We start from the raw sequence: 15,254 nt of genomic DNA, 5'->3' as shown, positions 1-15,254 counted from the left end.
AATTTTCTGCCGCTCTTGCTGACTGTATTCCATAATAGGCATCTTTCGGCACTTTTTTACTGCCTATTGAATCTTGTTCTTCTCTCATTAGCATTGGATAAACCCTCCATTATGTTTATATATATTTATATTTTGAAACATCTATAATTTTACTGAGATTTTTTTGACTTGTTTGATCATCATTAAACCAGAATTTAGAATTTGATAAAATCAATTTATTATCAAGAACTTTCAGTATAACTGGTATATTTCCTTCTTTTTTGAAGAGAAATTTTTTTAAAGTAAAAATTTTTTTTCGTTCAATATTATTCAAATCTATAATTAATATTTTTCTTTCCATCGGGATAATTTTTGAAGCTATTACTTTTTTGTCATCTCTTCTTCCAACAACAAAAATCTGCCCAGATTTCTCCATATCAAAATCCAGTTCAGACAGCAGATCTGGAAATACAATTACATCTATCTTACCTGACCAATCTTCCAATGTCAAGAAGGCCATTTTGTTGCCTCTTTTTGTTATATGTGAACGATTATTTATTATTTGACCTGCAAAAAAAATCTCCCGATTTTCTTTAATATTTTCAATTTGACTTATTGAAAGATCAACTATTTCGTTTATTTTATTTTTGTATTTATCCAGAGGATGACCGGAAACATAAATTCCCAAAAACTCTTTTTCCTGTTCTAACAGAACGTCTTTTCTCAGTTCCTGTATATCCTGATAAGCAAGATCTTCTTCCATAAAGTCATTACTTTTAGAAAACATATCAAAAAATGATATCTGGCCCTGAGCTCTTTCCTTATACAGCATATTATATTTTTTATACAAATCTTTATAGTTTAATAAAAGCTGAGACCTTTTAGCAGAAAACTGAGAAAATACTCCGCTTTTTATAAAAGCCTCTAAAACCTGAATATTTATTCTGCTCATATCTATTCTCTGCAGAAAATCCGTAAAACTTTCAAATTTTTTTTCTTTACGTGCCTCTATAACAGCTTCTATGGAACCGCTGCCTACATTTTTAACTGCTTTTAAACCAAATCTTATTTTATCTTCCGCCTCAGGTGTAAAATAAAATCCGCTGATATTTATATCTGGCGGCAGTACTTCTATATTTATTTCCCGGCATGCTTTAATATAATCCGAAATTTTATCCTGATTACCCATAACAGATGACAGGAGAGCAGACATAAAATCAGCTGGATAGTGTACTTTTAAGTAAGCTGTCTGATAGGCGAGAAATGCATAAGCAGTACTATGGGATTTATTAAATCCATATCCAGCAAAATATTCCATCTGATCAAAAATTTTATTGGCTGTTTTTTTATCTATACCATTTTCTACAGCACCATTTATAAAACGCTTTCTTTCGCCCGCAATTAATTCTAATTTTTTCTTGCCCATGCCTCTTCGCAAAAGGTCAGCTTCTCCCATAGTATATCCACCGAGCGTACTGGCAATCTCCATAACCTGCTCCTGATAAAGAATCATACCAAAAGTTTCTTCTAGAATTGGCTTAAGTTTTGGGTGCAGATATTCCGGCTCTTTTTCACCATGTCTACTCTTTATATAATCATCAACCATATCACTACCAAGTGGTCCGGGCCTTCCCAGAGCCAGCAGAGCTATAAGATCACTAAAGCGGTCAGGTTTTAATCTTCTATTTAAAGATTGAAATAAATATGATTCCATCTGAAAAACTCCAGCAGTATTTCCTGACTGAAGAAGACGATATACTTTTTTATCATCAAGTGGAATACTGTCAATATCTATTTCTTTCCCGTGCCTCTGCTTAATCAAATTTAATGTATTTTCTATAACTGTTAGATTGCGCAGACCTAAAAAATCCATTTTCAGAAGGCCCAGTGCCTCCAGATCACCCATAGGCAGCTGAGTAATTATGCTGTCATCCTGTTTCTGCAGAGGAATAATTTCAGTCAGAGGCTGGGCACCAATTATTATGCCGGCAGCATGTGTGGAGATATGTCTGGGCATACCCTCCACCCCTCTGGCATAATCTATTAATTTTTTAATTTCCGGATCGTTTTTATAATAATCCTGCAGTTCTTTAACAGAACTTAAAGCTTCTTTAATCGTTGTACCAGGCTGAGTTGGAATAAGCTTTGCAATTTTATCAACCCTTCCGTAGGATATCCCAAGCGCTCTACCTACATCTCTAACAGCTGCACGAGCTGCCATTGTTCCAAAAGTACCAATTTGTGCCACTCTCTGTTCTCCATACCTCTTTTTTACATATTCAATAATTTCATCTCTCTGTTCATCAAAATCTATATCTATATCAGGCATTGTAGCTCTTTCTGGATTTAAAAATCGTTCGAATAAAAGCCCGTATTTTAAAGGATTGACCTTTGTAATATTTAATAAATAAGCAACAAGACTTCCAGCTGCAGAACCTCTACCAGGGCCAACTCTAATACCGTTTTCTTCCGCATATTTAACAAAATCATATACAATCAAAAAATAAGAAGCATAACCCATTTTATAAATAATACTAAGCTCATATTCCAACCTTTTTTCTGCTTTTTTAATATCCTGAAATACTTTATTTTTTAATCCTTGACAGCACAATTTTTTGAGAAAACTTTCAGGATTTTCTCCATTTTCTATATCAGGATAATCAGGAAGATAAAACTTATCAAAATCGAGTTCAACATTACATCTTTCAGCAATTTTTACTGTATTCTCATAAGCAGTTTTAATATCAGGAAATAATGCTTCCATTTCTTCAGGTGTTTTAAAATAAAATTCCTTTCCTTCAAAGGTCATTCTATTTTTATCATCTATTGTTGTTCCTGTCTGCAGTGCCAGCAGAACATCCTGAAGATCTGCATCTGATTTATTTAAATAATGTGCATCATTGGTAATTACAAGAGGAAGATCAAGCTCCTGAGAAATCTTTATAATTCCTGAAGCAGCTTCTTTTTCAGACTGAAGATTGTGATCCTGAAGTTCAAGAAAAAAATTATCCCTGCCAAAAATCTGTCTGTATTCTGCTGCAGCATTTTTAGCTGCTTTATATCGACCTTTTAAAATAAGCTGAGAAATCTCTCCTTGAATACACGCAGATAGACATATGAGACCATCACTATATTCTGCCAGCAGTTCTTTGTCCACCCGCGGCTTATAATAAAAACCTTCCAGCCATGCTTTGGAAACCAGCTGAATAAGATTATGGTATCCTATGTTATTTTCAGTCAGTACAATCAGGTGATACCGTTCTCTAGATTTTTCAAATCTGGAACCTGTGGTCAGATAAAGCTCACACCCTAGAATTGGCTTAATATTCTCACTTTTTGCATGTCTATAAAATTCTATCATACCATAAAGAACTCCATGGTCTGTCATAGCAACTGCAGGCATATTATTTTCTTTTGCCTTTTTAACCATATCTTCAATCCTAAGAGCACCATCCAGCAGGCTGTAAGCGGTATGGTTATGAAGGTGTACAAATTTAGACATTTTATCATTCTCCTATTAACAAAATCGAAAATATAATTTAGATAGAGTTTCCCCAAAATTATTTTTAGAGTTGCAAAATGGGAAAAGTCTTTATATAATTTAGTAGGAGTTTCTCCAAAATTTATTTTCAAGCTGCAAAAAGGGGCTTTAGTCATCAACGAAATTTTTAGATTTATCTAAAACACAATTCGGGTGTGAAATAGGGCACACTAATCAATGAGTCCTCCTGACTCATGATTAGCTCACTCCATCCTGTAGTTCAACCCTATTTCTTCCTTAATTTCGTTAAGATTCATTGACTAAAAATTTCAATATTCCTGCATCTCCCTTTTTTGCAGCAGTATATAAAAAATGGGGAAAATCCAGATAATTTAGGTGTTGTAAAAAGTTGAGTTTTTTAGTATAATATAATCAAATGTAAATTAGGAGGTGCAACATTGAAAAAAGAAGTTGAAAAATATATCGATAAAATCAGACCCAGCCTTCAGGCTGATGGTGGTGATGTTGAGCTGGTAGAAGTCACTGAAGACGGAATTGTAAAAGTTAAATTACTTGGAGCCTGCAGTGGTTGTCCAATGTCAACACTGACCATAAAAAATGGTATTGAACGTACACTGAAAAATAACATTGACGGTGTAAAAGAAGTACGTCCTGTATAACCTGTATAAAATGTATCTTATTAAAAGCACCCAGACACTGGGTGCTTTTTTTCTGCCTGACTTTTAATCCTCTTTTTCTGAACTATCCTCGGCTTCATTATTCTGCGGTATACCAATTTCTATATCTGAAAATATAATTTTCTGAAGATCATTTAACATAACACTTAATTTATATTCTGCCTCCAGATATTTTTTAACATTGTTATTAATTTCAATAAAATTATTAAGATTATTGAGCTTTTCTTTTTCTTCTTCACTTATTTCCTGCCCGGAAAGCTGTTTTGTCTGCAGCTCCATCATTAAATTCTGATAGTCTAAAAGCATTTCTCTTGAGCCTTTTTTTCCCATAACTTTTTTTCTTAATTCAGTGTATTCCTGATATTCATCAGAATCTTTTATTTTTCTTTCCAGCCTTCTTGCAATATCATACACAGACATTAAGATCCCTCCTTTAGAATTTTTATTTCAGAATTTATATCTTTATTAATATCTATTATACCAAAGGTATAGTTTTTCTCAAATCTTTTATCTGTTGGAGAACCTGGATTAAAAAATAATTTTTTGTTAATATATTGATTTAACGGTCTGTGTGTGTGGCCAAAAATTATAATATCACAGTCCGGAAAACTGTAATCCAGAGAATTAATTAAATCTCCAGCCCTGAATTGATGGCCGTGAGTCAGCCCAATTTTCCTATCATTTATTTCAAATGTTATTTTTTTAGAAAGCTTATTTTTTATTAAATAATTATCCATATTGCCATAAACAGCGCGAACAGGTTTAATATTTTTTAGTTCATCCAATACTTTTTCTGACACATGATCACCAGCATGTATTATTAAATCTACGTTTTTTAATTCTTCCAGCAGTTTTGGAGGGAGTTTTTGCCCCCCCATAGATATATGTGTATCTGAAATTACACCCAGTTTCATTAATAAATATTCCTCCTCTATCTGCTAAAAAAAAGTTTGCCCAGCCAGGGATGTTTAATATTCACTGCATCATAAGGGCATAATTCCTGACAGCAAAAGCAGCGAATACATAGATCTAAATCAACTTTTGGAAAGCTGTCAACCATCTCTATTGCTTCAGGAGGACAGTTTTCCGCACAGGTTCTGCAGCTTACACATTTATTTTTATCAAAAACCGGTTTGGGCCGCAGAAATTTTTCCAGAAGTTCTGCTAAAAAATTAGGCATTTTATCCTTTAGAAGATTTGAATTCCCTTCTATAGAAGGAATTTTTGCATCTTTATAGCTGTCAAGCTGATCACCCACTATTTGATAATTATCTTCAGCAATTAAACCATCTTCACGAGAGATTTTAATAAGTGGAACTTCCTCTAGTGGATTAATGCCTAAAATTTCTACTGCCACCCTATCCAGATAAAAAGGGGATTCTGAAGCAAGCAGATATTTAAAATTTCTTGGTTCTCCAGAAGAAGGTCCATCTCCTTCCATTCCTATTATTCCATCCATAATTGTTAATCCTGGTTTAACAAGTAAGGCAAGATCATTTAACATACGCGAAAAATCATCCACATTTGGCATTTTAAGATGATATTCTGCTTTTAAAACACCCGGTATACATCCAAATAAATTTTTTACAGCTCCTGTATACATAGTTAATCCATGTGTTTTTAATTTAGGTAGATTTATAATAAAATCTGCATTTAAAACATATTCTCCAAGAACAAAAGACTTGATTATTTTCCCATCTTTAAATTCCACTGTTTTTTCTTCCGTATTATAATTGAGTTCAAAACCTTCCTCAGCTGCCATTTCATAAATACCGCTTTTTTTATAGGCTCTTTTTAGTAAATTTTCATTAAAAGGTCCTCCAGGACTATCACCAATAACTACCTCTGCTCCCAGAGATTTTACTTTTATTCCTACAGCTCGCAGAATCTCCGGATGTGTAGTTACAGCCTGATCAGGATCTTTTCCCATTAAAAGATTTGTTTTTAACAAAACCCTTTTACCTTTTTTAATATATTGCTCCCATCCACCAAGATTATCGATTAGAATATCCAGTGAATTTTTTATTTTTTCTCTATTATATGAATCACATTTTTTTAAAGACACTTTTATCATTTTATTTTACCTGCCTTTATTTTACCTAAAATTAATTATAATTTTATACACTTCATCAACTATTATACAGCTCACACAGGAGAACATTTCAAAAAAAGCCGGCACTACTAGTGCCGACTTTTATTGTTTTTAAGATGCTTTATCAGTATTTTCCTTATTTTTCTTTTCTTTTTTTTCAGATTTTTTATTTTCCTGATTTACATAAAAATTAGAACCTTTAAAAATAATGCCGGGAGCACCTATAATGCGTTTTACTTTACCTCCACACTCCGGACATTCTTCCAGAGGCTCATCCTTAATATTTTGAAATTTTTCAAACCTTCCACAGCTTTTACATTCATATAAATATGTCGGCATTTTTATTCCTCCCTATTGTGTTATTTATATTTACTTATTTATTTTTTAGACCCTGTTCAGCAGAATTTTTTACCTGTCTTATTATAATGGGAAATATTATTCATGTTCAGCATTTAATAATCCCCAGTAATTATAAAGCTGAATAAAAATGAACAGGGCTGTTATCAGCCATTTTTTTGTATAAATAAAATAGCCACCACCTATTACTGTCGAAATTAATATTGATATCAAAACAAATTTTTTGTTCAATTTAATTTTCAAAAGCTGCCATGGTATTAATCCAAACCCTATAAATATACCTGAATCAACCTGATAAAAAAGGCCTGCAGCCCCAACTAATACAAAAAGAATCAGAAAAAAGATATTCATATTTACTCCTCCTATTTTGTGGAGCATTTTTTAACTATACTATAATATATCACAAATCACCCTTAATGAGCAAGGAAACAATTTAAAGAAGTTTTTCATATTTAAGCATAAAACTTAATATTTTATAAGAGGCAGTTTTCTTATGTAAATTTTTTTAATAATGCAACAGACTCAACGTGATATGTCTGTGGAAACATATCAACTGGCTGTATAACTTCAACCTTATAATCACTTTTTAAGTTTTTTAAATCCCTTGCCTGTGTGGCTGGATTACAGGAAACATATATAACCTTCTCTATACCACTTTCTTTTACCATTTCAACTGTTCTATCTTCCAGACCTTTTCTGGGGGGATCAAAAACCAGCAGATCTATCTTATTATCCTTTAATAATTTTCCCAGTTCTTTTTCTACTTCACCTTCAATAAATTCAATATTATCCAGAGAATTCAAATGTATATTTACTTTCCCATCTTTAACTGCAGATGCAGAATTTTCTATACAATATATTTTTTCTATATTATTTTTTTCTTTTTTCATTTTCTGAGCCAGGTAAACAGCAATACTTCCTGTGCCAGAAAAGGCATCTACTATTTTTTCGCCTCCATTAAATTCAGCCATTGAAAAAATCTGCTTATATAATTTTTCTGCCTGAAGTGTATTAACCTGGAAAAAAGATGATGGAGAAATAACAAACTCTGCTTTCCCAATATATTCTTTTATCTTATTTTCTCCAAATAGATTTATATTTCTGCTGCCCATAATTCTATTTGTATTTTTTATATTTATATTCTGAGTTACGCCTTTTAGTTCTGGAATTCTGTCAAAAATTCTTTTGGCTATATTTTTAGAATTTGGAAATTCAAGTTCTGATGTTACAAAAGTAAGCAGAGCTTGGTTTGTACATACTCCAGCTCTAATTATTAAATGCCTCAGCAAACCAACACCTTTCTTCTCGTCATAAACTGATAGTTCTTCCTTGTTCAGCACTTCAAGGGTTTCTCGCAGAATTCTATTTATAAGTGGGTGCTGGATCAAACAGTTATTATATGGAACTATAGAATGAGATGCTCTCTGATAAAATCCAGCCACTATTTCCTCACCAACTTCTGTGAGTGGAAATTGAGCTTTATTTCTGTAGCGAAATGGAGGCTGATAGGGAATTATTTCTTTTAAAGGAATATTATCAAGTTCTCCGATTCTTGCCATTAAATCATAAATCATATTTTTCTTGAATTCCAGCTGTTTTTTATAATTTATATGCTGAATCTGACAGCCCCCACATATATCAAAAACCGGACACGGAGGTTCTATTCTATCTGGAGAAGATTCAATTAGCTCTATTAATTCACCCTGTGCAAAATTCTTTTTTTTGTATGTTATTTTAATTTTTACATAATCACCAGGAAGAGTTAGGGGTACAAAAACTACCAGATTATCCTCTATTCTTCCTACACCATCTCCACCATTGGCAAGATCTTCAATTTTTACTCTATATATATCATTTTTTTTAACCATTTTAGCAGCCCCCTGTAAATCTTATAAGACAATTTTATCAATTAAAACTTAAAATGCAAATATATTTACTAAAAGACTTTCCCCATTTTTTTATATACTGCTGCAAAAAGGGGAGATGCAGGAATATTGAAATTTTTAGTCAATGAATCTTAACGAAATGAAGGAAGAAATAGGGTTGAACTGCAGGATGGAGTGAGCTAATCATGAGTCAGGAGGACTCATTGATTAGTGTGCCCTATTTCACACCCGAATTGAGTTTTAGATAAATCTAAAAATTTCGTTGATGACTAAAACCCCCTTTTTGCAGCTTGAAAATAAATTTTGGGGAAACTCCTATTATTTACTGTTTTTGACAGCCCACATCTTCTGTGGTAGAATTACTTGACAGTATTTATTAATATTTTGCCAGTATAATTTTAAATGGAGGCTAAAATCTTGGATTTTCAACTGATTATTGGACAGATAGTCTCACTGTTTATTCTTATTTTTATCGGTTATTATTTGAGAAAAATCAATTATCTTAATGAAAATAATATGGCAGCAATTTCTAAGCTGCTGATGAATCTTATTTTACCGGCAATGATTATATCATCACTGCAGATGGAATTGAATAAAAACTTGATATCTAATATGAAAACTATTTTAATATACTGGTTTATTTTCTATATTTTTCTTATTATTACAGCAAATTTAATCACCAAACTTTTCTCACTACCTAAAAGTAAAAAAATAATAGTAAAATTTTTACTAATTTTTGGTAATATAGGTTATATGGGGATACCGGTAGCAGATGCACTGCTTCCCGAAAATGGCCTGGCATATGCTGCCCTTGGTCTAATTCCATTTAATATAATTGTATGGACTTATGGGATCAGACTTTTTATAAATGACAGTGATGAGCTGGATTTTAATTTTAAAAGCATGTTTAACAATGGATTAATAGCAATATTTATAGGACTATTTTTAATGATTACTGGCCTTAAACTTCCCCTTCCTCTAGAGTCTGCAGTTGATATGCTGGGAAATGCTACTTTCCCACTTTCTATGCTTGTTATTGGCAGCAGTCTGGAAAAAATACAGTTGAGGGGAATTTTTACTGATATTAATTTAATAGTATTTTCTATCATTAAATTACTGATAATTCCGGCAGCAGCTTTTTTGGTGCTTTTTTATTTTGAAGTAGACAATCAAGTTAGAACTATTTTAACCTTACAGATGGGTATGCCGGCCGCATCCTATGGAGTTATATTTGCGGAAATATATAATGGCGACTACACCTATGCAGCAAAAAGTTTATTTGTTTCTACACTTTTTTCAGCATTAACAATACCTGTAATATCTTATTTTATCATTTAATTAATTTTAACAGCATATAATCTATAAGACAGAGGAGGTCTACAGAAAATGCAGCAGAAAGGTTCAGAAAAACTGGGAACTGAAAAAATAATACCGCTTTTATTGAGGTTGTCTGTACCATCAATAATTGCTATGGCCATTCAGGCCCTCTACAATGTAGTTGACAGCATTTATGTTGGCAGACTCAGTACTGAAGCTCTTTCGGCATTGTCACTTGCTTTCCCAATTCAAATTATCTTAATAGGTATTGGAGTTGGAACAGGTGTAGGTGCAAGTTCTCTTATTTCAAGAAGACTTGGGGAAAATAACAAAAAAGCGGCTGCAAATGCGGCAGAACACAGCATCATGATTACCCTAGTATATGGAATAACAGTAGCTGTAATTGGATTTTTTTATGCTGATAAAATCCTGCGTCTCTTTACAAATGATAAGCTTCTCATCCAAATGGGAGGTGAATATATCAGCATAATTTTAATGGGATCAATCGCCATGTTTTTCCCCATAATCACAAACAATATTCTCCGCGGTGAAGGTAATACATTTACACCAATGATTGCAATGCTTATCGGATCTGTAATAAATATTATCCTGGATCCTTTTTTGATTTATGGATGGTGGATCTTCCCTCGTTTGGAAGTTACCGGTGCCGCAGCTGCTACTGTTTTTTCCAGAGCAGTAAGTGGAATATTCCTTTTCTTTATTTTTTTCGATGAGCGCAATGAACTTCAAATAAAGCTTAGAGATTTTTCTTTCAGATTTCAGATAATAAAAGAAATTTACAAGGTAGGTTTCCCGGCAATGGTAATGCAGTTTTTGGCCAGTTTTATGCTGGGTGGTATGAATAAAATCCTGGCTGGTTTTGGCAGTACAGCTATTGCTGCCGCAGGTATTTATTTTAGACTTCAGTCATTTGTCTTTATGCCTGTTTTTGGACTCAATCAGGGATATATGCCTATTATGGGATATAACTATGGGCATAATAATCCAGCAAGAATGAAAAAAGTATTTAAATCAGCATTAATGATTGCTTTTACCTTTACTTTTATAGGATTTATCATCTTCCAGACTGTTCCAGAATTTTTGATTAAATTGTTTAACAGTGATCCAGAACTCATAGATATTGGAACAAATGCACTCAAAAAAATAAGCACAGCTTTTCCAATTATAGGTCCGGCAATAATTGTCTCAACTACTTTTCAGGCACTGGGAAACGGATTACCAAGTTTATTCTTTTCTTTCTTGAGACAAATAATAGTTCTGCTTCCTTTAATGTATATTTTAGGAAGGACTGTTGGTCTGGAATATCTTTGGTTTGCCTTTCCTATTTCAGAAGTTATAAGTGGTATACCGGCAGCACTCTGGTTAAAATTTAAACTTAATAAAATATTTTTCCAGATGAAAAATAAAGGCAGTTGATATTTTCAATCAGACTGCCTTTAATATTATCTTCAATCATCTAAGGACATTACGATTTTCTTAGCTTTATCACTGATAACATAATAATTTCTTTCCAAACCATTTCTTTTGCTCGAAAGTATACCTGCATCTCTTAATTTTGCTAGATGCTGTGACAGAGTTGACTGAGGTATATCCAGACACTGCTGCATCTTCGAAACATTACATCCTTCAACATCCAGCAGCCCTCTTACAATACAGAGCCTCACCGGATGTGCAAGCGCCTTTAAAATTTCAGCTTCTGACTCAAAATTAGAAAAATTATCTTCCAATAAATTTCCCGTTTCTGAATCTGTAAAAAAGGGCATTTTATTTCCTCCCAGCCTTTAATATTATTGTATTCAAATAATACGATATATAGAATAGAATGTCAAGCTTTATACTCTGTTTTTTAAGATATCAATAAAGTTTTTACTTATTTCTGCTGTTATTCCCCATATTATTCTATCTTCATACCTGTAAAAATAAACTGTATAGCTGCTTCTGCGGTGGTTGTACTCCTCTCCCCCTGGAATTAAATGATAGGGGAAATTATTATCCATTTCACTTTTCAGCTCTGCTCTGTATTCTTCTGGCTTATGGATCATAAGATAATCAACAGGAACTTTAAATATTTCTTTTACTTCATTTTTGTTAACTTCAATCCCATATAAATTATCAATATCAATTTGAGCAACAAACGCATATATTATAAAATTAAATGGGGTAATTAAATAATCTATTTCTCCCAGAACATCTATTTTTTCTTCAGCAATGTTTAATTCTTCTGAACACTCTCTTACAGCACCCTGACAGAATGTTTCTCCTCTTTCCACACGTCCGCCAGGAAAAGATATTTCTCCCGGCTGTGTGGAAAGATGATCTGCTCTCACCTCATACAGAATATAAGTTTTATTATTTATCTCAATCACTGGTATTAATACAGAATAATATCTTTCTATCCTCATCGGTCCTGGAATTCTGTTTTTTATTTTATTTTTTATTTTATCAATTTTCATTTCACCTCATCCTTATTTTGAACCCGCCTTTTCTGCGGCGGGTTCAATTGGTACTTATTTTATTCAGCAACTTTTTTCCTCAACATCTGATTTACCAGTCCAGGATTGGCTTTTCCTTTTGTCTCTTTCATTACCTGACCAACCAGAAATCCAATAGCCCTATCTTTTCCGTTCTTTATATCTTCCACTGCTGATGGATTATCTGCTATTATTTTATCAACGATTTTTTCTAGTTCATCCTCATCACTTATCTGCTTCAGTCCTTCTTCTTCAACAATTTTTTCAGCACTTTCTCCACTGCTGTACATCTTTTCAAATACTTTTTTAGCTATTTTCCCACTTATTACTCCTTCATCAATTAGTCCAAGCATTTCAGCAAAGTTTTTAGCCGAAATCCCAGTCTCATCTACACAGTCATTATTTTCATTAAGCAGGCGGAGAAACTCACCCATCATCCAGTTGCTGATTGTTTTAGCATCAGAGTAAGATTTTAAAGTTTCTTCGAAAAGTTCAGCCATTGCTCTATCTCCTATTAATACACCTGCATCATATTCCGGCAGTCCTAATTCAGAAACAAATCTTTTGTATTTTTCACGCGGGAGTTCCGGTATTTTTTTGCTCATTTCTTTTTTCCAGCCCTCATCTATTTCTAGAGGTACCAAATCCGGTTCAGGAAAATATCTGTAATCATGAGCTTCTTCTTTACCGCGCATAGATATTGTTTTATTTAAAGATTCATCCCAAGTTCTTGTTTCCTGAATAATCTCTCCTCCCTCTTCCAGTATCTGCTGCTGTCTTTTTATTTCATATTCCAATCCTTTTTCTACTGCACTAAAAGAGTTCATGTTTTTAAGTTCAGCTTTTGTACCAAATTCTTTTTGTCCTGCAGGGCGCAGAGAAATATTGGCATCACAGCGCAGAGAACCTTCTTCCATATTACAATCTGATATATCAAGATATTCCATAATAAGTTTCAGCTGTGTTAGATAAGCTTTAGCCTGAGCTGGAGTTCTTATATCCGGCTCACTAACTATTTCTATCAGCGGAACTCCGGTTCTATTATAATCTATTAGACTTCCTTCAGATTTATCAATACTACCTTCGTGAATTAATTTTCCGGCATCTTCTTCTAAATGAACTCTGGTAACACCTATGTTAAAAACTCCTTTATCTGTCTCAACTTCAATATTTCCATGTTCTGCAATTGGAAGATCAAACTGTGAAATCTGATAGGCTTTCGGCAGATCAGGATAAAAATAATTTTTTCTGTCAAATTTAGAATACTCTGCAATTCTGCAGTTTAAGGCAAGTCCTGCCATAATTGCATAATCCACTGCTTTTTTATTTAAAACCGGCAGTGTTCCTGGTAGACCCAAGCAGACAGGACAAGTATTTTCGTTTGGTTCTTTTCCAAATTCTGTACTGCAGCCGCAGAAAATTTTAGATTCTGTAGCCAGCTGTACATGGACTTCAAGTCCAATTACTGTTTCATATTTAGTAGCCATTTTTTCACCTCTCTCAATGATTTATAATTCTGCTCTTCTATCTTTAATATTCAGCAGTTTTTCTAGGGTATATGCTGCCTGTATAATTTTACCTTCACCAAAATGTGGTCCAATCAACTGCAGTCCAATTGGCATATTACTGGAGTCAAAACCACAGGGAACAGACATTGCAGGGACACCGGCTATATTTACTGGTACTGTAAAAATATCTGAATGATACATTGTTAAAGGATCACTTTTTGAGTCCAGTTCAATAGCTGTTGAAGGCGCAGTTGGAGTTATGATTAGGTCAAAATCATTAAAGATTCGGTCAAAATCATCCTTGATTAGAGTTCTAACCTTCTGTGCCTTAAGGTAATAAGCATCATAATATCCTGAACTTAATACATAAGTTCCAATCACAATTCTTCTTTTAACTTCATCACCAAAACCTTCATATCTGGTGTTTGTAAACATTTCTTCCACATCTGAAGCATGCTCACTGCGCAGACCATAACGCACTCCATCATACCGGGCCAGATTGGAACTTGCCTCAGCTGGAGCAATTACATAATAAGCTGCAAGAGCATAGGATGCATCTGTCATATGTACTGTTTCTACTTCTGCACCTGCTTTTTTTAGCTTTTCTACTGCTGACATTACACTGTTTTTAACTTCCTGATCAAAATCTAAGTTAAAATATTCTTCGGGAATACCTATTTTCATGCCGCTGACATCTTCTTTTAAGTATTCTGTATAATCTTCTTTTTTTCTCTCAACTGAAGTGGTATCTTTTGGATCATGACCTGCAATTACATTCATCATAACGGCACTATCTTCCACATCTTTGGTAAGAGGGCCTATCTGATCTAAAGAAGATGCAAAAGCAACCAGACCATAGCGGGATACCAGTCCATAGGTAGGTTTTAGTCCAACCACACCACAGTATGAAGCCGGCTGTCTAATTGACCCACCTGTATCAGAACCAAGAGCAGCTGCACATTCTCCGGCTGCCACAGCTGCTGCTGAACCACCACTAGATCCTCCTGGTGCACGATTTAAATTCCAGGGATTGTGGGTATTAAAAAAAGCTGAATTTTCTGTGGTTGAACCCATGGCAAATTCATCCATATTGGTTTTACCTAAAATTAATGCTCCAGCATCATTTAGATTTTCAACTACTGCAGCATTATAAGGTGGTTTATAATTTTCCAGTATTTTGGATGCACAGCTGGTTTTTATTCCATCAGTTGACATATTATCTTTTACTGCTATTGGAATTCCAGCCAGCAGGCCATCCTTATTTTCTTCATAGTTATTTAGCTGACGATTAACCAGCTTATCAATAACAGTAATATATGATTTGACTTTATCTTCAACGTCATTAATTCTATCTAAAAAAGCATTTTTTATCTCTGCTGCAGTCAATTCTCCATCAGAAAGTTTATCCTTTAATTCATGGATCGTTAGATCATAAATGTTCATT

14 protein-coding genes and 1 pseudogene are annotated in these 15,254 nt (G+C 33.6%); 3 read left to right on the top strand and 12 right to left on the bottom strand.

Features of this window, described 5'->3' with window-relative positions; all coding sequences use genetic code 11:
• Together DER71_RS12515 and DER71_RS07555 are read right to left on the bottom strand one after the other, a co-directional pair.
• Positions 1 to 94 (bottom strand): annotated as a pseudogene (locus DER71_RS12515) (aspartate ammonia-lyase); the annotation flags it as partial.
• Positions 95 to 115: 21 nt separating this feature from the next.
• Complete coding sequence (locus DER71_RS07555) at positions 116 to 3,481, bottom strand: DNA polymerase III subunit alpha (RefSeq protein WP_114457585.1); 3,366 nt, start codon at positions 3,479 to 3,481, stop codon at positions 116 to 118.
• 437 nt (positions 3,482 to 3,918) lie between these two features.
• Between DER71_RS07555 and DER71_RS07550 the strand changes: the two genes are divergently transcribed.
• Entirely contained in the window at positions 3,919 to 4,140 is a 222-nt protein-coding gene (locus DER71_RS07550) for a NifU family protein (RefSeq protein ID WP_114457586.1), read from the top strand.
• 63 nt (positions 4,141 to 4,203) lie between these two features.
• Here the strand turns inward: DER71_RS07550 and DER71_RS07545 are convergent, their stop codons facing one another.
• From DER71_RS07545 to rlmD, 6 genes are all read right to left on the bottom strand, one after another.
• Positions 4,204 to 4,578, bottom strand: coding sequence for a YlbF family regulator (locus DER71_RS07545; RefSeq protein WP_114474493.1), 375 nt, complete (start codon positions 4,576 to 4,578; stop codon positions 4,204 to 4,206).
• Positions 4,578 to 5,072 (bottom strand): metallophosphoesterase family protein, encoded by a 495-nt coding sequence (locus DER71_RS07540; protein ID WP_114457588.1) that lies wholly within the window; start codon positions 5,070 to 5,072, stop codon positions 4,578 to 4,580. Before DER71_RS07540 ends, DER71_RS07545 begins: the two co-directional genes overlap by 1 nt.
• A gap of 17 nt (positions 5,073 to 5,089) precedes the next feature.
• The gene (locus DER71_RS07535) at positions 5,090 to 6,232 is read right to left on the bottom strand and encodes a DUF362 domain-containing protein (protein ID WP_114457589.1); all 1,143 of its coding nucleotides are present in this window, start codon (positions 6,230 to 6,232) and stop codon (positions 5,090 to 5,092) included.
• Positions 6,233 to 6,361: 129 nt separating this feature from the next.
• On the bottom strand, positions 6,362 to 6,589 hold the full coding sequence (locus tag DER71_RS07530; protein ID WP_114457590.1) for an FmdB family zinc ribbon protein: 228 nt from the start codon (positions 6,587 to 6,589) through the stop codon (positions 6,362 to 6,364).
• Between the two features lie 96 nt (positions 6,590 to 6,685).
• Positions 6,686 to 6,958, bottom strand: a complete 273-nt coding sequence (locus tag DER71_RS07525) for a hypothetical protein (protein ID WP_114457591.1) — start codon at positions 6,956 to 6,958, stop codon at positions 6,686 to 6,688.
• A 140-nt stretch (positions 6,959 to 7,098) separates the two neighbouring features.
• A complete protein-coding gene (gene rlmD, locus DER71_RS07520; RefSeq protein WP_114474492.1) occupies positions 7,099 to 8,475 on the bottom strand; it encodes a 23S rRNA (uracil(1939)-C(5))-methyltransferase RlmD in 1,377 nt (458 codons plus the stop codon).
• Between the two features lie 435 nt (positions 8,476 to 8,910).
• Between rlmD and DER71_RS07515 the strand changes: the two genes are divergently transcribed.
• Together DER71_RS07515 and DER71_RS07510 are read left to right on the top strand one after the other, a co-directional pair.
• Complete coding sequence (locus tag DER71_RS07515; protein ID WP_158531709.1) at positions 8,911 to 9,831, top strand: AEC family transporter; 921 nt, start codon at positions 8,911 to 8,913, stop codon at positions 9,829 to 9,831.
• Between the two features lie 48 nt (positions 9,832 to 9,879).
• Positions 9,880 to 11,247: an MATE family efflux transporter gene (locus tag DER71_RS07510; RefSeq protein ID WP_114457594.1), complete on the top strand. Its 1,368-nt coding sequence runs from the start codon at positions 9,880 to 9,882 to the stop codon at positions 11,245 to 11,247.
• A 32-nt stretch (positions 11,248 to 11,279) separates the two neighbouring features.
• Here DER71_RS07510 and DER71_RS07505 read toward each other — a convergent pair whose 3' ends face one another.
• From DER71_RS07505 to gatA, 4 genes are all read right to left on the bottom strand, one after another.
• A complete protein-coding gene (locus DER71_RS07505; protein ID WP_114457595.1) occupies positions 11,280 to 11,594 on the bottom strand; it encodes a helix-turn-helix transcriptional regulator in 315 nt (104 codons plus the stop codon).
• A gap of 69 nt (positions 11,595 to 11,663) precedes the next feature.
• The gene (locus DER71_RS07500) at positions 11,664 to 12,284 is read right to left on the bottom strand and encodes a CoA pyrophosphatase (protein WP_114457596.1); all 621 of its coding nucleotides are present in this window, start codon (positions 12,282 to 12,284) and stop codon (positions 11,664 to 11,666) included.
• Positions 12,285 to 12,343: 59 nt separating this feature from the next.
• The gene (gene gatB / locus DER71_RS07495; RefSeq protein ID WP_114457597.1) at positions 12,344 to 13,789 is read right to left on the bottom strand and encodes an Asp-tRNA(Asn)/Glu-tRNA(Gln) amidotransferase subunit GatB; all 1,446 of its coding nucleotides are present in this window, start codon (positions 13,787 to 13,789) and stop codon (positions 12,344 to 12,346) included.
• 21 nt (positions 13,790 to 13,810) lie between these two features.
• Positions 13,811 to 15,253, bottom strand: a complete 1,443-nt coding sequence (gatA, locus tag DER71_RS07490) for an Asp-tRNA(Asn)/Glu-tRNA(Gln) amidotransferase subunit GatA (RefSeq protein WP_114457598.1) — start codon at positions 15,251 to 15,253, stop codon at positions 13,811 to 13,813.
• Between the last annotated feature and the right edge of the window lies 1 nt (position 15,254).

The sequence above is a fragment of the Halanaerobium sp. DL-01 genome (assembly GCF_003338615.1).
Taxonomy (GTDB): domain Bacteria; phylum Bacillota; class Halanaerobiia; order Halanaerobiales; family Halanaerobiaceae; genus QPJE01.
The sequence above is the reverse complement of the archived record's forward strand: the minus strand, read 5'-3'. Positions and strand labels throughout refer to the sequence as shown.

Bases quoted from the DNA above. Each gene is read 5' to 3' on its own strand.
- DER71_RS07555 (WP_114457585.1), bottom strand. From the start codon at position 3,481: ATGTCTAAATTTGTACACCTTCATAACCATACCGCTTACAGCCTGCTG.
- DER71_RS07545 (WP_114474493.1), bottom strand. From the start codon at position 4,578: ATGTCTGTGTATGATATTGCAAGAAGGCTGGAAAGAAAAATAAAAGAT.
- DER71_RS07540 (WP_114457588.1), bottom strand. From the start codon at position 5,072: ATGAAACTGGGTGTAATTTCAGATACACATATATCTATGGGGGGGCAA.
- DER71_RS07535 (WP_114457589.1), bottom strand. From the start codon at position 6,232: ATGATAAAAGTGTCTTTAAAAAAATGTGATTCATATAATAGAGAAAAA.
- DER71_RS07530 (WP_114457590.1), bottom strand. From the start codon at position 6,589: ATGCCGACATATTTATATGAATGTAAAAGCTGTGGAAGGTTTGAAAAA.
- DER71_RS07525 (WP_114457591.1), bottom strand. From the start codon at position 6,958: ATGAATATCTTTTTTCTGATTCTTTTTGTATTAGTTGGGGCTGCAGGC.
- rlmD (WP_114474492.1), bottom strand. From the start codon at position 8,475: ATGGTTAAAAAAAATGATATATATAGAGTAAAAATTGAAGATCTTGCC.
- DER71_RS07510 (WP_114457594.1), top strand. From the start codon at position 9,880: ATGCAGCAGAAAGGTTCAGAAAAACTGGGAACTGAAAAAATAATACCG.
- DER71_RS07505 (WP_114457595.1), bottom strand. From the start codon at position 11,594: ATGCCCTTTTTTACAGATTCAGAAACGGGAAATTTATTGGAAGATAAT.
- DER71_RS07500 (WP_114457596.1), bottom strand. From the start codon at position 12,284: ATGAAAATTGATAAAATAAAAAATAAAATAAAAAACAGAATTCCAGGA.
- gatB (WP_114457597.1), bottom strand. From the start codon at position 13,789: ATGGCTACTAAATATGAAACAGTAATTGGACTTGAAGTCCATGTACAG.
- gatA (WP_114457598.1), bottom strand. From the start codon at position 15,253: ATGAACATTTATGATCTAACGATCCATGAATTAAAGGATAAACTTTCT.